The organism is Catenulispora pinistramenti (assembly GCF_018274385.1).
In the GTDB taxonomy this organism is placed as follows: domain Bacteria; phylum Actinomycetota; class Actinomycetes; order Streptomycetales; family Catenulisporaceae; genus Catenulispora; species Catenulispora pinistramenti.
Genome location: NZ_JAAFYZ010000217.1, coordinates 1 through 18552, shown reverse-complemented (window position 1 = coordinate 18552; position 18552 = coordinate 1). Strand labels below are relative to the sequence as shown.

Annotated in this window: 8 protein-coding genes; 1 reads left to right on the top strand and 7 read right to left on the bottom strand. The window is 68.6% G+C overall.

Annotated elements, in window-relative coordinates; all coding sequences use genetic code 11:
- The first annotated feature begins 785 nt into the window (after positions 1-785).
- Complete coding sequence (locus tag KGQ19_RS52285) at positions 786-2000, top strand: PucR family transcriptional regulator (RefSeq protein WP_212018918.1); 1215 nt, start codon at positions 786-788, stop codon at positions 1998-2000.
- A 17-nt stretch (positions 2001-2017) separates the two neighbouring features.
- Here the strand turns inward: KGQ19_RS52285 and KGQ19_RS39160 are convergent, their stop codons facing one another.
- The 7 genes from KGQ19_RS39160 to KGQ19_RS39130 are packed head-to-tail and all read right to left on the bottom strand — an operon-like array spanning position 2018 to position 17862.
- Complete coding sequence (locus KGQ19_RS39160; protein ID WP_212018916.1) at positions 2018-2806, bottom strand: GNAT family N-acetyltransferase; 789 nt, start codon at positions 2804-2806, stop codon at positions 2018-2020.
- 18 nt (positions 2807-2824) lie between these two features.
- Complete coding sequence (locus KGQ19_RS39155; RefSeq protein WP_212018914.1) at positions 2825-7966, bottom strand: non-ribosomal peptide synthetase; 5142 nt, start codon at positions 7964-7966, stop codon at positions 2825-2827.
- A 24-nt stretch (positions 7967-7990) separates the two neighbouring features.
- Positions 7991-8812 (bottom strand): ABC transporter permease, encoded by an 822-nt coding sequence (locus KGQ19_RS39150; protein WP_212018912.1) that lies wholly within the window; start codon positions 8810-8812, stop codon positions 7991-7993.
- Positions 8813-8815: 3 nt separating this feature from the next.
- A complete protein-coding gene (locus KGQ19_RS39145) occupies positions 8816-9664 on the bottom strand; it encodes an ABC transporter permease (RefSeq protein WP_212018910.1) in 849 nt (282 codons plus the stop codon).
- Positions 9648-10736, bottom strand: a complete 1089-nt coding sequence (locus KGQ19_RS39140) for an ABC transporter ATP-binding protein (protein WP_212018907.1) — start codon at positions 10734-10736, stop codon at positions 9648-9650. The genes KGQ19_RS39145 and KGQ19_RS39140 overlap by 17 nt, the downstream gene beginning before the upstream one ends.
- On the bottom strand, positions 10733-12151 hold the full coding sequence (locus tag KGQ19_RS39135) for a condensation domain-containing protein (protein ID WP_212018905.1): 1419 nt from the start codon (positions 12149-12151) through the stop codon (positions 10733-10735). Before KGQ19_RS39135 ends, KGQ19_RS39140 begins: the two co-directional genes overlap by 4 nt.
- On the bottom strand, positions 12148-17862 hold the full coding sequence (locus KGQ19_RS39130) for a type I polyketide synthase (RefSeq protein WP_212018903.1): 5715 nt from the start codon (positions 17860-17862) through the stop codon (positions 12148-12150). Before KGQ19_RS39130 ends, KGQ19_RS39135 begins: the two co-directional genes overlap by 4 nt.
- Positions 17863-18552: the final 690 nt, after the last annotated feature.

Here is an 18552-nt window from a genome sequence, read left to right as displayed (position 1 = left end):
TTCGCCTACAGTGCCGGTGGCCGGGGGTCAAGTTCGCGCTGCACGAAACCGCCGCCTACCTGCATGTCCGCCGCGCGCGGACTTTACCCCCGGACACCGGTGCTGTACCCATCGGGCTGACGACGCGGCCGTGGGGAACGGACCGCACCACCTCACAGGCCGCCGCCGCTGAGACTGACCCGGCCACCCGAGGGAACCGCGCTAGTTTCCCTGAGGTTGCCGAGGCCCGCCGGAGGCCCGGCCCTTCACCACAGCCCTTGACCTTGACCTTGATCTTCAGCTCTTGATCTTGCCTGTGCCGTTGATCTTGCTGTTGATCTTGCTCTTGATCTGGCCTGTGCCCTTGCTCTGACTTGCCGGTGTTGAAGAGGCCTGAGGTGGGGCGGGGTTGTGAACGCGCAAACCGGCAGCCGACAAACACACCCGCCGACCCGAACCCCGAACCGGTACAACTATGACCGAAGGCCGTAAAAAGCTTTGAAATCAACAGACTAGCCGCAACCACCACCGCCTAAGAACCACATCACGAACCACCGGGCAAAGCTTGCCCACCACAGCACCAGCCAGCGCCGAGCGCCGAGCGCCGAGCGCCCAACGCCCAGCACCGCGTGGTGATTTAGGCCGTGTCGCATCGCCAAGCTCGGCACGAGCATAGGGCCTGGGCGGTAGCAGGGCGTGTAAGAGATCTTACTTTCCATAGCCCCGCTGCTGTTCGGCGGCTTGTGCGGCCACAGAGCCGCGGTCATCTCAAGCTAGGGAAGAAGATGAGTCTCGCTAACCCAAGCGTGATCAGACAGCGTGGCGACGTCGCGGCTCTGCTGCGGGTGCGGGTCGACACGCTCGCGGCGGCGATGGTCCGCGCCTATCAGGCGGAAATCAGTGAGTACCGGGAGATTACCGATGATTCGTTGCTCGGCGATGTACTCGAGGTGTCGGTGGCGACTGTGCGGTGCTGCCTGAACGCGATCCGGACCGGGGAGTTGCACGACGAGGACTTCGTGCCCCTGATCGAGGGGGCCAGGCGTCGCGCGGTGCAGGGCTTCGGGAAGGAGGCGGTGCTCCGCGCGTATCGGCTCGGGGTTCAAGTGTTCTGGCGGGAGGTGACGGAGGTGCTTGCCGATACGGGGACGTCCAGCGAGCACGACTTGGTGTCCATGGCGGCGGCCTCCGTGCTGGAGTTCGCCGACCGCATCAGTACCGAGGTGGCCGCGGCCTACGCCGGCCAGGCTGGTCGGGACGGTCGGGACGGCCGGGTCATGGAGCAGCAGTACCGATCCCAGTTGTTCGAGTCGGTGCTTGCCGGAACGCTGGCGGAGCATCATCGGGGCGTTGACTCCTTTGCCGTGCAGCACTGCGTGGTGGTTGCCGAAGTGCGAAGCAGTGCGCCGTTCGCCGACCTGGAGGAAGTCGGCAGGTCGATAGTGAACCGCGCGGGGGCGCTGTCCTGGACCGTGCGGCACCGCAGTGTCGTCGCCGCGGTCGAGGTGCCCGGCCGGGGGCGGGACAAGCTGGTGCGCAGTCTCGCGGCGCTGCCCTCGGACCAGGTGGTGGGGATCGGGCTGGGGTACGTCGCGGAGAACGCGAGTCAGACCCGTCAGAGCTATGTCGAGGCGCTGGACGCGTTGCGGGTCGGACTCGGCATCACAGGGCGGAGCGCCATCCGTCCGGTCTTCGATCACTACAGCATGGCTCCGCTGATCGCGATGCTCGCGGAGCCGGACAGGGCTCGTCGTTTCGTCGCCGCGGCACTGGCGCCGCTGGCCTCGGTCATGGACCGCGGCTGGGCGCTGCCCACCGTTGACGCGTACCTGACGCACGGCGGCTGCCTCAACGACGTCGCGTTGGCTTTGAACGTTCATAAAAGCACGGTCAAGTACCGGCTCAGCGAACTGCGCCCGTACCTTGACCTGGCGGCGTGTGGAGGTGAGCAGTCGGCGACGCTGTTGCTCGCCGTCCGCGTTCACAAGTACCTCTCGACTGCCGGCTTCGACGTCCGCTGATCCCCGGTGGTGTCCCCCTACCGGGCCTGGTCCCATTGAGAGGTGTTCAGGTTGAACGTGGTGTAGTCGTCGTCCAGCTGGTAGCCGAGTCTGGTGTAGAGCCTGGAGGCAGTGGTGTTGTCGGAGCGGTGCGAGAGTGTGCAGACGCCTGATTCGGTGACGGCGCGTCGGCTGAGCCATGCGGTCACCGCGGTTCCGAGGCCCGCCCCTCGATGCGAACTGGCGGTGGTGATCGATCCGAGGTACGGCAGACCCGTGAATTCGGTGCGTTCGTGGGCACCGCAGGCGATGAGATCTCCTTCGTCGTCCTCGATCCCGGCCCAGCGGACGACGCCCAGTGATCCGGGGGCTATGTCATAGGTCGGATTGTGTGCCCGCAAGAAGTCCCGCAGGCGGGTGTCCGCTTCCCGCAGCTCCAGCACTCGATCTTCTTCCAGCGCGAGAGGCGGTTCGGTCGTGAGCCAGCGATAGGCCCAGTGGTTGACATGCTCCGCCGTCAGCGCGGCCGGGAGCAGAAGCTGCCCGTTCCTCGGCAGGGTGACCACCTTCGGCCGAACAGTGAGCGTCGTCGGCCAGAGGTCCAACAGGGTGAGGAGGAGATCGACCGCGTCCTGGGCGTCGCCGAGGATCAGGAGCGGATCGCCCGTGACCGTGGTGGCTGTGGCGTTCGCCGCCGCCCAGATGTGTCCGGCTCGGGCGCCCTTCAGGCCGGGCGGGACCTGGTACTGGATGTAAGCGCTGTGCGCGAGCCGGTCGCGCAGCTCGTCGGTTGATTCGATCGTGGCCGGAGGCACTGGCTGTCGCATGGTCATGCCTTTCGCTGATCAGGGCGCGGAGCGGTCCGTGCTGGGCCGGGTCGGTGCGTCGCTTTGCCGGGTCAGTGCGTCAGCGAGCTGGCCGATGTTGGGCCAACGGAACAGATCGGTGAGGTCCAGGTCCGGAAACCCCTCGTCCCGCAGCACGGTGCACAGGCGCAGCAAGGCGAAGGAGTCCAGGCCGGCGTCGAAGAAGTTCGCGTCGAGCTCGATCTCCGGCTCTCCGGGCAGCACCTCGGCGACGGCGCGGCGCAGCCGCCGCACCATGGACGTCGCCGGCCCGTGCGGCGGCTTCGCGCTGATCGACGTGGTCAGCGCTGTTCGCGCGGTGGCGATCGGATCGGGCTTGCCGTTGGGATTGAGGCGGATCTCGCGGACGAACTCGACGCTGGCCGGGACCAGCCAAGCGGGCAACTGGCCACGGAGACGGCTGCGAATCGCCGCCTCGTGGCGTGCGGTCAGCTGCCAGGGTTCTTGCACGGGGACGACGTAGGCGCGCAGAAGCGGGACGTCCACAGCGGTGTTGCCGGGAAGGACGACGAGGGCGTCGGCGACCAGTTCGTCACGGCGCAGGGCGTGCTCGACCTCGGCCGGTTCCGCACGATGCCCCGCGATCGAGATCTGGCGATCGGCCCGCCCGGCCCACAGCACTCCGCCGTCCAGGCCGACCCGGCCGAGGTCGCCGCTCCGATGGCGGCCCGGCGGCGTCGAGGACGTGGAGTCGGTGAGGATGTGGATCTCTCCGATCTGCCCTGGAGCCGCGGTGTACTCGCCCCGGCGTACCTCAAGCCGGCAACTGCCGAATCCGGTTCCGATGGGAACCTGCTCGCGGCCCGGCTTCGGTGATCCCGTGGATCCGATAGATCCCGTAGATCCCGTAGATCCCGTAGATCCCGTGAATCCCGTAGACCGCGCCGTTTCGACGTGCCGGCGTAGGGAAGCCAGCTGCGGGACCTCCGTGACGCCGTAGCCGTTGAGGATCTCCGCGTTCGGGAACGTGCGGCGCAGCGCCGCTACCAGGTCCCAGGTGAGCGGTCCGCCGCCGCTGAGCACCGCGCGGACCCGCGGCAGGACCTCACCCGCGGAGCGCGCCGCGGCCAGGACGATCCCGGCCTTGTACGGCGTGAGGTGCAAGACGGTCGGGTCCGCGTCGCGCAACGCGTCCAGCAGCTCGCGAGGATCACTGTCCGCTGTGCTCGGCGGAATGTGCGTTCGGGCGCCGAGCAACAGGGGGAGTATCAGATCTCGGAAGATCGGGTCGTGGCCGGCGCCTGCCAACGTGAGGAATCGGTCGTCCGCGCAGAGATTCAGCTCAGCCGCGTAGGCGAACAGGGCCCTGATGAAGGCGGAGCCGTCGACGGCGGCGAGCCGGGGGACTCCGGTGGTGCCGGATGTGGCCAGGTAATGATCGGCTTCTTCCAGCGGTGCGATGTTCAGACTGGGATCCAGCTCCAGATCCATGCGGGACGGCATCCCGCGCCTGACCAGACGGGGAACGTATCCGTCGTCGCAATACAGGAGGTTCTCGGCCCCGCTGGCGTTCAAGGACTGTTCGAGGTAGCCGGGCGGCATGCGGGCGTCGAGCAGGACGAAGCGCGGTCCGGTCTGCCAGGCGGCCAGAATCGTGACGGCCAGAGCCGCGGAGCGCGTTCCCAAGATGGCCAATGGGCTGCCGTCGTCCGCGACGGTGGCGATCAGATCGACGGTCTTGCGCACATACGCGGCGAGTTCGCCGTAGGTGACGGTGGTGCCGTCAGTCGTGAGGGCTGGAGCGTCATAGCGTGCGGCGACGGTCTGCCGGAACCGGTCAACCGCCTCGCCGAGGCCTGCCGGGGCGGGCTGCCGGGTCTGCTGCGCGAACGTCGGTGCCGGCTTTTCGGGCTGAGCGCTCGGAAGCAGGTCGTGCAGCGCACCGTCCGGCCGCGCGCAGAATCTCTCGATCACGTGCATCAGCGCTTCGGCGAGCAGATCGGGGACTGCCTGGTCCAGCAGATCGGCTCCGCACACCATGTCGATCAGCAGCCCGCCGTCAGCGTCGGTGTGGCTGTAGAGCCCGACGTCGAACAGCGCCGGCAGGCTCGCAGGCGGCAGGATGCGACTGGCTCCGGTGTCGAACCGTGGCCCGGTGGTTCCGTAGGCGGACATGTCGTTGAACCACACCTGGAACAAAGGGTTCCGCCCGGGCTCGCGCGCCGGGGCGCAGTGCTTCACGACATCGTCGAACGCCACCCCGGAGTGGCGGATACCGTCGTCGACCACCCGCTGCACGGCTCGGGCGAGTTCGGCGAAGGTGCGGCCGAGGGCACTGGGCAGCCGCACCGGCATCGTGGTGACGAAGAACCCGATGGTCTCGGCTTCCAGCATGGTTCTGCGATCATCCACCGGCATGCCGACGATGAGCTCGTCATCACCACTCCAGCTGGCCAGCACACCCGCATACGCGGCGAGGAGGAGCGGGCCGAGTCGGATCCCGAGGCCGGCGGCGATATCGGTGAGCCGCACGACATCGGCGCGTCCCAGGTAGCGCCGTACCGTGTTGCCGCGCAGGCTTGCGGTGGCCGGCCGATCGAGCTCGAACGGCAACCGCAGGTACGGGTTCACGTCTGCCAGGTGTGTGCGCCAGAAGTCGAGCCGCCGCTCTCGCACCGACAGGTAGTCATGAGCGCGCGCCGCGACAGCCGTTCGGTATCCGGCGGGTGTCGACGTCAGAGCCGTTCCTTCGTAGACCGAAGCGATATCGCGCCAGAACAGAGCCGCCGACTGAGCGTCGAAGAACGCGTGATTGACCGAGACGACCATCGTGGTCCGGGGCTGGTCCCGTCGCGCGATCACGGCCAGGCGTAGCGGTCCCGGTTTGGTGGTGGGCTGGTCGTGCCACTGGAGGCGCGCGACGGCGGCGTCTGCTGAGCGCTGGTAGTCGTGGTCGGCGACCTCGGTGTACTCGATGTGCGTAGGGACCGGTGTGTGGACCACCTGATCGAGAGAGCCATCGGCGTTCTGAACGAGGTGAGTGTGCAGCGCATCGTGATGGCTCACGACACCGGCCACCGCTGATCGGAACCGGTCGAGGTCCAGACGGGCGTCGGTCTCGATCACGCTCACCACGTTGTACGCGGCTATGGATCCTCGCACTTGCTCAAGCAGCCAGAGCCGCCGCTGCTCGGGAAGCGCCGGGGTACGGCTCAGCGCCGTCGCGGGTTCCGACGCCGTAGCGTGCTGGCTGGTCGAGAGTCGGTCGTTGGCTGAGAGCCGATCGCGAAGGCCGTTGAGCGAGACGTTGTCCGCGAGCAGCCAAGCCAGCGGGATCCGGCGGCCACTGATGCGGTGATACGCGGCGGCCAACTGAACGGCGCCGGCGCTGGAACCGCCGAGATCGAGGAAGCCGACGTCCGCGGGGTCGCCGTTCGCCGGGGCAGCCGACGCGACCCGTCGCCATTCCCCAGCGATCCGCTCGAAGCCGTCGCCGGAATCGGCGGCCGTCTCCACGAGATGCTCTTCGACCAAGGTCTTGAGGAGAGCACGGTCGGTCTTCCCCGCCGAGCCGGTCGGCAGCTGCGATATCCCGAGCAAGACAGTGGGCATATATACCGCTGGCAGATGTTCCGTGAGGTGTTCGCGGAGCACCGAAGCCAGGGGCTGCGGGACCTCCTGCAAGCCATCGGTAGTCGCGCTGCCGAACTCCGCAGCGCCAACGTCTGCGGCAACGACGGCGATGAGCTCCATGGCTGCTCCCTCACCGCGGGCCAACACCGCCGCGCCCCAAACCGAAGGATGCGCCGCGAGTACGGTCTCGACCTCGGCAGGCTCTACCCGGACTCCCTTGATCTTCACCTGATCGTCGCGGCGGCCGAGGCATTCGAGCTGACCGTCGACCAGGCGCATCAGGTCGCCGGTCCGATAGCCCCGGATCCCGTCGGGCAACGTGACGAAGGCTTCACTCGTGAGATCGGGGCGATTGACGTAGCCCTCTGCGACTTGCGCGCCGGCGACATAGAGCTCGCCGACCTCGCCCGCCGGCGCCGGCTGCCGCTGTTCGTCGAGCAAGTACAGCGCCGTGTTGCTCACCGGGGTACCGACGAAGGCGCGCTGGCACGTGTCCATCGGTGTCGGCGCCTGCCACGCGGTGACCTCGACTGTGGCCTCTGTGGGACCGTAGAGATTGTGCAGCCGCGCGCCGCCGAGAGTCCGGCCGAAGCGGCGGATGAGCGGCGGCGTCAGCGGCTCGCCGGTGCATCCCACGTGCCGCAGCGACTGGCAGGTTCGGGCGTCAGGGTCCTGAAGGAACTGCTCCAGCATCGTGGGGACGAAGTGTGCGTAGGTGGCGTCCGCGGTATTGATGGCCTCGACCACGGAGGCCGGCTCCAGGTGCGCCGACGGTGCGAGATAGTGGGTCTTCGCCCCGGCGAGCAGCGGGCCGAGGATCTCCGGCAGGCTGACGTCGAAAGTGTAGGGAGTCTTCTGCAAGATGACGTCGGACGGGCCGAACCCGAAATAGCCCTGCCCCCACATCAGCCGATTGAGCAGCGCGAGATGCGAGACCGCGACCCCCTTCGGGCGACCGCTGGATCCGCTGGTGAACAGGATGTAGGCGGTGGCCGCGGGACTGTAGTCGACGGCCGACGCGGAAGGTGCGGGTGCTTGCGCATCGGGTGCCTGCGCATCGGGTGCTTGCGCATCGAGGGCTTCGTTCAGAGCGATATGCGGCACGGATCGCAAAGGCTCAGGGAGCGCATCCACCTTCTTGCCGTCCTCGATGACCAGCAGTGTCGGCTGCGCGTCTTCGAGCATTCCCGCGAGCCGCAGGCTCGGTGCGGTGGGGTCGAGGGGGAGGAAGGCACGCCGGGTCCGCAGGCAGGCCAGCATGACCACAGGGAGCGCGGTGCTGCGGGGCAGGTGCAGCGCCACCGTCGCGCCGGGCTCGGTCATCGTGCACAGCCATGAGGCCAGCCGGTCCACAGCGGCCATCAACGACGCGTAGGTGTATGTGGTGCCATGGCCCTGACATGCGATCAGGTCGGGGTGTCGGCGCGCCGTCTCACCGACGAGCCCCACGATCCCGTCCGGCACGCGCAGATCCATGGCCGCGCCGACCAGGACCGGGCCGACCGGGACCGGACCGGCCAGGACCGGGCCGGCGGTGGTGTCGTCCACTCCGGGTCCTTTCATTCAGATCATTCAGAACTGGCCGAGTCGGCCGGTGGTCGAAACGAAGCGCTCGGCCCGCACGAAGGCGAGCACGCCGAGACCGAGTAGCCCCGCCGAACACACGGCTTCCAGCGGGTACTCCCAGCGCACAGACAGCAGGGGCCAACTCCCGAGAGCGAAGTGTCGCAACAGGTCGATGGCATAGGTGCTGGGCAGCGCGCTGGAGATCACTCGCAACGGCCCCGGCAGCACGGTGACCGGGAAGATGTTGCCGGACAGCAGGCCCAGGAAGAACCCGCCGCCGTCGAGAACCGCACGCGCCTGGCCCAACCGCAGCAGGAGGGCCATCACCAGATAGCAGACACCGACCATCCCCGCGACGCCGATGAGGACCGCTGGAATCGCGAAAACCGTGGTCCACCTCAGCCGCACGCCGAACGCCGCGATGCCGAGCAGCAGACAGGTGAACGCGCCGATCGCCGACAAGGCCAGTGCCGAGACAGCGAACGGCACAGCGGTGGCGACCCGGCTGCTCGGCGTCGTCCACGCCTGTTCGAGGGTGCCGGATCCGCGTTCGAATCCGATCACCGCCGAGGTTCCGATGATCGCCCCGACCATGAGGATGTTCATGAACGCGCCGACGAAGATGAATCCCTGGAAGTCCACCGACCCGGTGGACTGCGCCAGACCGACGGCCCGTCCGTGATAGAGGAAAGCAGTGGCTAGCAGGTAGCTGGGCAGGATGAGCCGGTAGAGCGGGTTGAGGGCGGTCATGTTGAGGACTGCTATCGGGCTTCCCACTACGTTCCGGAAGTCCTTGCGCAGGCTGAGGAGAACAACGCGGCTCACCATGGGTCACACTCCGCCGAGGGTGCCGGACCGGCGGCCACGCTGCTCGCCCGCCGCGAATGCCGCCAGCGACAGGGCACTGATGGCCAGGAAGGTCCCGATCAGAAGCAATGACAGTCGCGTCCAGTCGGTCTTGGAAGGGCCGCCGAACATGGTGTTCCGCAGGGCATTGACCGTCCAGGTCGGCGGCAGCAGCCGGCCGATCTTCGCCGCCCAGGACGGCATGATGGCCAGCGGCGCCGTGAAGCCGCAGAAGGTCACGGACAGGGCGCGCGCAATGTCCACCAGACCGCCTGATCGGCGCATGAACAACGTGGTGGTGCCGGCGGCGGCCGCGATCGCCGCGAGTGTGGGCCCGGCCAGCAGGATCACCAGCCCGCCGGCGAGGGCGGAGGACAGCGCTATGTGCGCGCCGAACCCCATCACCAAAGCGAGCAGGACCGCTATGTATGACAAGGCTCCGGTGACCAGCAATACCGGTGCGAGCCCGAACAGGAGCGTCAGTCTCGTGGCGGGCGACAGCAGCGTGGTCTCCAGCGAGCCCTGAACCCGTTGGCCGCTCAACGACGCACTGGATTCGGTGAGCAGCAGCGCCAGCCAAGAGGCGACCAGCCAGCCGAGATAGAGGAACACCGCGAGGTGCACGCTGTCCGTCGGGATCGTCTGGCCGGTCCGGCCCGGCGTTCCGTGGCCGATCGAGGCACGGGCCTGGAAGACGAAGACGACCGGGGTGACGACCGGCCAGGCGACGGCGCCGATGAAGACGTCCGGATAGCGTCGCGCGACGCGCCATTCGCGTTTCGCGGCGGCCACAAGCGCCCACGCGTGCAGGTGCAGATCACTGCGGATGCCCATGCCCGCCCCCCGCACGTCGATCGGTGATGGAGAAGAACACGTCGGTCAGGGAGACCCGACCGGCCTCGGTGCGTATCGCCCGCAAACCAGCGGCGTGCAGCTTTCCGGGCAACTCCGCCATGAGGTCGGACGTCGACTCGCAATAGAGCCGGGCTCGAACGCTGCGCTCGTGCCGTTCGACCAGACCCACTCGGAAGTGTGCCGAGAGCCACGCGGCCACCTCGGCTGTGTCCTGGTCGCCGCCCTCGACTTCCACGGTCAGCACGCTGGAACCGGGAACCAGCGTCTTGGCCTCGTCCACGCTGCCCTGAAACGCGATCCGGCCCCGGTCCAGCACCGCGATCCGGTCGCACAGGTCCTCGGCCTCGGCCAGGTCATGCGTGGCGATGAGCACGGCGGCGCCGCGCTGGCGCAGGCCGCGCACGATCCGGCGGAACTCGGCGCCGGACACCGGATCGAGACCGGAGGTCGGCTCGTCGAGCAGGAGCACCTCCGGCTCGTGGATCAGGGCCCTGGCCAGGTTCAGTCGCTGCCGCATCCCGGTCGAGTAGCGCTCGACGTACTCGTCCGCACTGCCGGTGAGCCGCACCTCCTCCAACGCCTCGCCCACCCGGCGTCGGATCTGGCTGGAGGGCACGAAGTGCAGAGCGGCGAAATACTCCAGGTTCTCGCGGCCCGTGAGCTTCCAATACACACCGCGGTCCCCGGCCAGCATCACCCCGAGATGACGCCGGGCCTGGCGCGGATGTGCCAGCACGTCGACATCGCACACCCGCACGGATCCGCGGGTCGGGACGAGCAGGGTGGCGATGATCTTGACCAGCGTCGACTTGCCGGCGCCGTTCGGCCCCAGCATCCCGACGACCTCGCCGCGGTCGACCGCGAGGCTGACCTCGTCCACGGCGTGCACGACCGCTCGCTGATCGGGGGCCCCGCGCAGCCGCTGCACCAGGGTGCGGCGTCCGCGCAGGTAGTCCTTGGCCACGTCCTCTATCGCGAGCATCGACTCGCGATGCGGAGCGGAACTCCCCTGGTGACCGTCGAGGACGCCGGTCCGGCCCGGTTCTGTCATGACCGCTGAACCTCCCGGTCTCGAACCCGCGCCGCGTCCCGGACCAGGTCCACCAGCTGTTCGGTGGAGATCTGCGGCGTGGCCACGGCCTGCCGGAGCACGGTGTGGAATGAGGCGTTGAACATGGCGACCGAGTCGGGTTCGAGCAAGGTCGTCGGATACAGCCACGTCAGGTAGTACGTGCCGAGCCACTCCTCGATGTGCAGCATCATGTCCAGGGAGCAGCCGGTCATCCGGGCCGGCGGCGGCAGGCAGTAGTCGATGTCCTCGACCAGCAGGAGATTGACGAGGGTCTGGAACAGGGGAGAGCGGTCCGGAGGCGGGTCGGGTTCGAGCTCTGCGATAAGCGCGGCCACCGGCAGTTCGCTGTGGTCCGACGCGTCATACAACGAGCGCTGAGCGTGTTCCATCAGATCGGTGAACCGCCACTCGCCGGTATCCGTCCAGCGCAGCGGGGCGAAGTTCCGGAAGAGCCCGACGACGCCGGTGGTCCCCTCGACCGAGCGTCCCAGCGTGCTGGTGGCCGTGATCAGGTCCCGCTGGCCGCTCCAGCCGGCGAGCACGATCAGGTAGCACGCGACCAGGACGGCGCCGGGGGAGCGTCGCTGGCGGGCCGCCAGGCTCCGGACCCGTTGGGCGAGCGCGGGATCGACCTCGTCGGTGAGATTCGCCCCGATCGGGGACCAGACGGCCGGCCGCGGGTGGTCCAGCGGGAAGGTCGTGATCGGTGGGGCGTCGCGGAGCAGCTCCTTCCAGTGCGTCAGCTCTCGCTCGTAGTCTCCAGCAGCCACCCGGGCACGTTGCGCCTCGGCATGGTCCAGGTACGTCACCTGAACCGGCCCGGGAGAGCCCAACGTCGCCGCATGGCCCATGAGCGAGATCGAGAAGCCGTCGCTGATGAGGTGATGCGCGGTCACCAGCAGCAGGAACTCGTCGGGATCCAGCACGAGCATCGCGATGCGGAACAACGGTCCGCGACGCAGATCGAAGGGGTCGTGCGCGAGCCGGCGCGCGATCTCGACGGCTTCGGCCATCCGGTCGTCGGTGCTGGTGCTGGTGCTGGAATCGGTGCCGGTGCCGACGGATGAGTCCATGTGGACGATGTGCAAGTGCTCTGCGACGTCGGGGGGCAGGCCGGGGAGCACTACCTGCCAGAGTTCCCCGTCGACCTCCTCGAAAACGGTGCGAAGCGCCGGCTGCTCCGCGACCATCTGGGCCACGTTCGCCGCCACGTGCTCCTCGGTCAGCCCGGTCCCGCAGAACCGGAGCAGTCCGCTCAGATGCAGACTGGCCTCGGTCGTGTTCGTCTGCTCCAGCCACCAGAACCGTTCCTGCGCGATGCCCGCTCGTGACCGCGTCGCAGGGCCCGCGGCGGGCAGCCGCTGTGCTGCGGCTGCCCTTTGCGTGGAACTCATGCGCGGCTCGCGGACGCGGTCTGCCCCGCGCTGTCGGCCCCTTGCAGACGGTTCTTGAGCTGGGCCTCCACCACCACGGCGAGCTGTTCCACCGTCGGGTGTTCGAAGAGCACGACGATGGGCAGCTTGATGTCGAAGTACGCCCGGATCCGCGCGCCCAGTTGGACGGCGACCAGCGAGTTCCCGCCCGAGTCGAAGAAGTCGTCATCGACGCCCAGGTCGTCGTCGCCGAGGGTGTCCCGCCAGAAGTCGAGCAGGGTCGCGATCACGGATCCCGCGTCGTGGCCGCTCGGCTTGCCCTTCGAGGGCTTGGCGGACTTGGCGGGGCGGGCCTTGCGGGTATCGCCCGACACCGACGCCATCGAACCCTGCGACTGCGTCAGCCGGTCCCCGGTCAGTGCCTTGACCCGCTCCAGCTTGGCGTCGAGGTCCTCGTGGAGCACGACGATCTGCGGCCCGAGGCGCTCGGCCAGGATCTGCCGCAATGCCTGCAAGCCGGCTTCGGTCCGCAACCCGGAACTGGGGTCGATGCCCGGCGCAGTCTCCGTGGAGGGTTCCGCAGCGGGCTTCGAGATGGCGACGGCCTCGGGTGCCGCGGCCGTCTGGGGAGTCGTGTCCAACGGCTTGTCGGCGGCGAGCAGCCGGACCGAGAACCCCGCGATCTCCGCCAGCAGCCGTCCGTCCTCATCGACCAGGTCGATGTCGAAGCTCTGGAGCGCGCTGCCCGGGTCGCTCATGTGCTTGATCACGCTGAACAGCCGCGGCGTGAGCGGCGCGTGCACGGTGAGCTTTCCGTAGGAGAAGGGAAGGAACGCCTGACCCGGCCGCAGCAGTCCGCGCAGATCGACCGCCAGCGCGGTGGCGCAGTCCAGCAGGGACGGATGCAGTACGTAGGAGCCGATCTCGTCCACGAACTCCGGCGGGAGCGCCAGGCGCGCGATGGTGGTGCCCGGAGTGGTCCGCCGCTCCTGGACCGTCCACCAGTGCCACCCGAAGCGCACCCACCAGTCCAGGCCCGCCTCCGGGACGTAGTCCAGGCCGACGCCGAAGGTGAACGGGTCCGCCTCCGTGCTCGCCGCCCAGAGCTGGTCGATGTCGACGGTGCGGCCCACGGCCTCGCCGAGACGGACCCGGCCGGTGACGTAGACCGTCCAGCTGTCGGGACGTCCCGGCATCGCGCTGGCCGAGACGGTGAACTCGTACTCGTCGTCCGCCTGGTTGGCCGGTTCGAACGTCACGCGGAGCTTGCGGGGCGCGCTGACTTCGAGCACGCCTTGGAAGAGCACGTCACAGATCTCGACCGCCTTGCCGTCCGGAACCGGGACCGCGGCCTGGTAGATCGCCCGGACGAGTTCGACGTGCGCGACGCCCGGCCACACCTGCCGGTCGCCGATCAGGTGCTCGCTCAGGACCCAGTGGGAATGCGGCGCGATCTCGGCGGTGAAGACATGCCGGCCGTTCTCGGTCGACAGCTGCCCGCTGGCAAGCGGGCTGTCGACGGTGCTGACGGTGTTGGCGGTGCTGTCAGCAGCGGCAACGGTGCCAGCGGCGCCAGCGGTTTCCGCCAGGGCTGTGCCGCTCGCAGCGGCTGCGGCGTTCGCCTGCAGGGAACGGAAGGCCCCGGGGGCGCTCGCGGCGGTGTCGACCGCCATACCCACTTCCGACCAGGCGCCCCAGTTGATCGAGACCACGTGGGTGTCGTCGTCGGCGCGGGCTTGGGCATAGGCGTCGAGCATCGCGTTGGCGGCGGCGTAGTCCGACAGACCGAAGTCGGTGGCGACCGAGGAGATCGAGGAGAACAGCACGAGGAAGTCCAGGCGGTCCTGGAAGATCCGGTCCAGGGCGAGCAGGCCGCCGATCTTCGGCGCCATGATCCGCTCGGCCTCGGCCCGGGCCTTGACCGCCATCATGCCGCCGGCCGGGACACCCGCGGAGTGCAGCACCCCGTTGATCGGGCCGAACGCCTCCTCGGCCTGCTCGACGGCCGCGCGCATCGCGGCCTCGTCAGCGGTGTCGGCCTGAACGACCATCGCCTGGCCGCCCAGCGCCTCGATCCGGCGAAGCGCCGCGATCCGCTTGGCCAGGACGTCGTCGGCCGGCGCCGCGGCCACGATCGCGTCCCACTCCGACCGCTCGGGGAAGGGGCTGCGCGAGGTGAGCACCACCCGCGCCGCCGCCAGCCGCGCCAGATCCTCGGCCACAGCCAGCCCGATGCCGCCGAGCCCGCCGGTGATCAGGTAGACGCCGCGCTCCCGCAGGACGGCGGGGACCTCCGTCACCGAGCGCGTCTCGACGCGGTCGTAGCTCCAGACCCAGCGCTTGTGTCCGCGCAGCGCGACCTTGTCGTCGACCGGGTCGGCGAAGATCTCGCGCAGCAGGGCCTCCCCGCCGGTCTGCCCGCCCTTCGCGGCGCCCGCCCGCAGGTCGATGTGGCGGTAGGAGAGGTGCGGGATCTCCTGGGGGATCAGGTTGCCGAGGCCCTGAACGGTGGTGCGCGCGGCTTCGATCTCCTCCTCGCCGGAGATGTCGAAGGCCCCGGCGGAGATCAGGTCTATGTGGACGTCGCGGCCTTCGGCGTGCTTGGCGAGTGCCTGCGTGAGCCCCAGAAGGCTGAAGAACCCGCGGTCCTGCGTGCTCTGCACCGCGTGGTCGCTCAGGCCGGTGGGGGCGTCCAGGAGCCAGGTGTGGAGCACCCGGTCCGGCAGACGGTCCTCGTCGCTCAGCTGCTCCAGCAACAGGTCGTGGTCGCTCTTCTCGCCGGGACGGATCAGGAAGCGTCCCGGTCCGGCCTCGGTGAACTCCTCGCCGACGCTCACGGTCATGACCGTCTCGCCGGACCGACGCAGGGTGCTGATTAGGCGGTCCACGAGCGGATTGCTGGAGGCGAACAGCAGCCAGCGGCGGCCCGTTCCCGCTCCTGCTCCCGTTCCCGCTCCGGGTCCGGTGTTCGTCGCGGTGCGGTGCTTCTCCACCCAGTGCGGGCGGAACAGCTGGAGGGGATCCATCGAACGGACGCGGGCCTGAGCCGCCGCCGCGGTGGCGGATGCCGCTGCGGCAGTCGGGGGCTCCAGCCAGAACGTCTGCCGTTCGAAGGGGTACGTCGGCAGCGTCACCTTGCAGCGGGTCTCGTCGCCGTAGAAGGCGGCCCAATCCACCGAGACGCCGTGGCACCACAGCTCAGCCAACGCCGAGGCCATGACCCGGCCGTCGGGGACGGCGCGGCGCTCGTGGTGGAGCGAGGGCACGGCGCAGCCGCCGGTGGCCGTTATCCGGGGCCGGATCAGCGCGGTGAGAGCCTGGCTGGGTCCGACTTCCAGGAACGTCGTGTGTCCGTCCTCCATCAGTCTGCTGATCGACTCGGAGAACCGCACGGCGCTTCGCAGATGCTGGGCCCAGTACGTGGGATCGGCGGCCTGCTCGACGGTGAGGTAGTCCCCGGTCAGGTTGGAGACGATGGGAACGGTCGGGGCGTTGCGCTCGGTCTGGGCCACGAGTTCGGTGAGCGGTGCCACCGCGGGGTCCATCATCGCGGAGTGGAACGCGTGCGAGGTGTGCAGGGCCTGGAAGCCGACGCCGCGGGCGTCCAGCTGGGCGGCGTAGGCCTCGATCGCCTCGTGGGGCCCGGAGACGACGGTGACCTCCGGTGCGTTGGTCGCCGCCACGGACACACCGTCGGGCATCTCGCCCAACTGGTCCTCGGCGACCATCACCGCGAGCATCCGGCCGGGCTCCATCTCCTGCACCAGCCGGCCTCGTTCGGCGACCAGCCGGGCGGCGTCCTCCAGCGAGAACACACCGGCCAGCGTCGCGGCCACGAATTCCCCGACGCTGTGGCCGACCATCGCGGCGGGCGTGACACCCCAGGAGAGCCACAGCCGGGCCAGGGCGTACTCGACGGCGAAGAGCAGCGGCTGGGCGATCTGGGTCTGGTTGACGTCGATGCCCGACTTCTCGTCGCGGATCGCCTCTCGCAGATCGATGCCGATGTGCTTCTCGATGAGCGCCGCGACCCGGTCGAGTTCGACGGTGAAGACCTGCTCGGTGCCATACAGGTCGGCGGCCGCGCCGAGGTGCTGCGAACCCTGCCCGGGGAAGACGAAGACCACCGGGGTCTCGGTCTTGCCGGCCTGGCCGTTGTGTACGGAGGCGAGCTTCTTGGTGTCGAACCCGGTCAGCGCCTTGGCGGCGGCACCGGTGTCGGAGGCGACGACGGCACGGCGCACCGGCAGCTGCGGGCGCCCGGTGGCCAGGGTGAAGGCGGCGTTGGCGAGTTTGCGGCCGTTCCACTGGCCCACGGCCTGCGTGCACGTCGCTCCCAGGTTGGCCGCGGCGGCGTCCAGCGCGTTCTCGGTCCGCGCGGACAACGGGAACACCTGCCAGGTCCGGGCCCGGCCGCCGATCGGGGCCTTCGGCGGCTCCTCCACGATGGCGAAGGCGTTGGTGCCGCCGACGCCGTAGGAGCTGACGGTGGCCCGCCGCTTGCCCGCGGGCTGCGGCCAGGGAGCCGGCTCGGTGTTGACCGCGAAGGGCGTGCGATCGAACTGGATCTTCGGGTTCGCCTCGGTGAAGTTCACCAGCGGCGGCACCACACCCTCGCGGACCATCATCACGGCCTTGATCAGACCGGCGACCCCGGCAGCCGGGCCCATGTGCCCGATGTTGCCCTTCACCGAGCCGATCAGGCACTGCGACTCGTCGGTCACGCCCCGCGCGGCGAACGTCTCGCTGAGCGCGGTGATCTCGATGGGGTCGCCCACGATCGTGCCGGTACCGTGCGCCTCGACGTAGCCGATGCTCGCCGGATCGACGTCCGCGTCATCGAACGCGGCCTCCATCAGCGCGCGCTGACCGCTGATGCTGGGCGCGGTGAACCCGGCCCGATCGGCGGCGTCGTTGTTGACGGCCGAGCCCAGGATCACAGCGTAGATGTGGTCGTGGTCCCGCACAGCGTCCTCGTAGCGTCGGACAACGACGGTACCGACACCGGTACCGAAGATGGTCCCGTCGGCCTCGTGGTCGAACGGCCGGCAGTGGCCCGACTTGGAGTAGATCCCGCCTTCCATCCACCAGTAGCCGGACACGACCGGCAGCTCGACCTCGACGCCGCCGGCCACCGCCGTCTCGCACTCGCCGTTCATCAGGGCCCGGCACGCCAAGTGCACGGCGACCAGAGAGGAGGAACAGGCGGTGACCACGTTGACGCTCGGGCCGCTCAACCCCAGCTTGTAGGAGACCGTCGGCGCGATGTAGTCGGTCCCGTTGCCGATCGAGACCGCCATCTGGCCCACCGCCTGGACCCGGTCGCGATGATGCCGCACGTTCTGCTGCTCATAGAAGTTCGGCGCGCTGCCGGCGAAGACCCCGACCCGCCCCGGAACGGAGAACGGGTCGTAACCGGCATCCTCCAACGCACTGTAGGCCGACTCCAGGAACATCCGGTGCTGCGGGTCCCGGACCTCCGCCTCGCGAGGCGTGAACCGGAAGAAGCGCGCATCGAACTTCTCCAGATCAGCGAACGTCGGCCGCGCCTTGACATACGCCGGATTGTTGGCCCACCCGGGCTCCACCCCCGCCCCGATCAATTCCTCCGCCGACCACGTGGTGATGCTCTCCACGCCCGATTTGAGGTTGGACCAGTACTCTTCCACATCCCGGGCACCGGGAAACCGGCCATTGAGCCCGACGATCGCAAACTTCTGTGCGTTGCTCATTTCTCTCCTGGTACAAATCTGTGGCGACGGCGGGCGAAGGTGACTTGGAGAATATGGGCGCGCAGGCGCAGTGACCTGACAGGTATCGGTGAAGTCGCATGCCGGAATCACCGACAAGGAAAAGCAGCCGTGCACCCAACCGGGCCACGGTAAGTGTGGTTCGCACTTCAGGCTGAAGGCTATCCGCCGAGCCACAGCCCACGCCTCGTCCAGACGGGCCAAATCCACGCCGCCAACTTGTTCCGCACGGATAGGACCCCGCGAAAATCGAGCCCGGGTAAGGCCCCTGACACACGGGGGAAACAAATGGCGAACGCGGCGCCACATCTCCGGCCGATTATGAGAGGCGCGAATGATTTCGCGTGCTCGCGGAATGCGGTGGAGATCTCGCGGTGGCTGCTGGCGCTCGGCGAACTGGACGCTGCGCTGCGCGGCGGCTCGGAGGGTGCGCTCGGGGTGCTGGTGAAGGCGGCGTTGTGGGCGCTCACTGGCCCCGGGGTTGGATCGCGGCTTCTTGAGGGCTGGGGTTTGCGGGGCTGGTTGCTGTTAGGTCTTGGGTCTTAAGAGCCTGTTGCTCAACCGAACGTTGTGTGTGGCGTGGACTCGTCTGAGTGATTTGGTGTCAATGTACGCATAAAGGCAGGGCCTCCTGTGTAGCTCGTGGGTGTTGAGTCCGATGAGCACCAGGAG

Coding starts and splice junctions, on each gene's coding strand:
- KGQ19_RS39135 (WP_212018905.1), bottom strand. CDS start 12,151: ATGAGTTCCACGCAAAGGGCAGCCGCAGCACAGCGGCTGCCCGCCGCG.
- KGQ19_RS39140 (WP_212018907.1), bottom strand. CDS start 10,736: ATGACAGAACCGGGCCGGACCGGCGTCCTCGACGGTCACCAGGGGAGT.
- KGQ19_RS39150 (WP_212018912.1), bottom strand. CDS start 8,812: ATGGTGAGCCGCGTTGTTCTCCTCAGCCTGCGCAAGGACTTCCGGAAC.
- KGQ19_RS39160 (WP_212018916.1), bottom strand. CDS start 2,806: ATGCGACAGCCAGTGCCTCCGGCCACGATCGAATCAACCGACGAGCTG.
- KGQ19_RS39145 (WP_212018910.1), bottom strand. CDS start 9,664: ATGGGCATCCGCAGTGATCTGCACCTGCACGCGTGGGCGCTTGTGGCC.
- KGQ19_RS39130 (WP_212018903.1), bottom strand. CDS start 17,862: ATGAGCAACGCACAGAAGTTTGCGATCGTCGGGCTCAATGGCCGGTTT.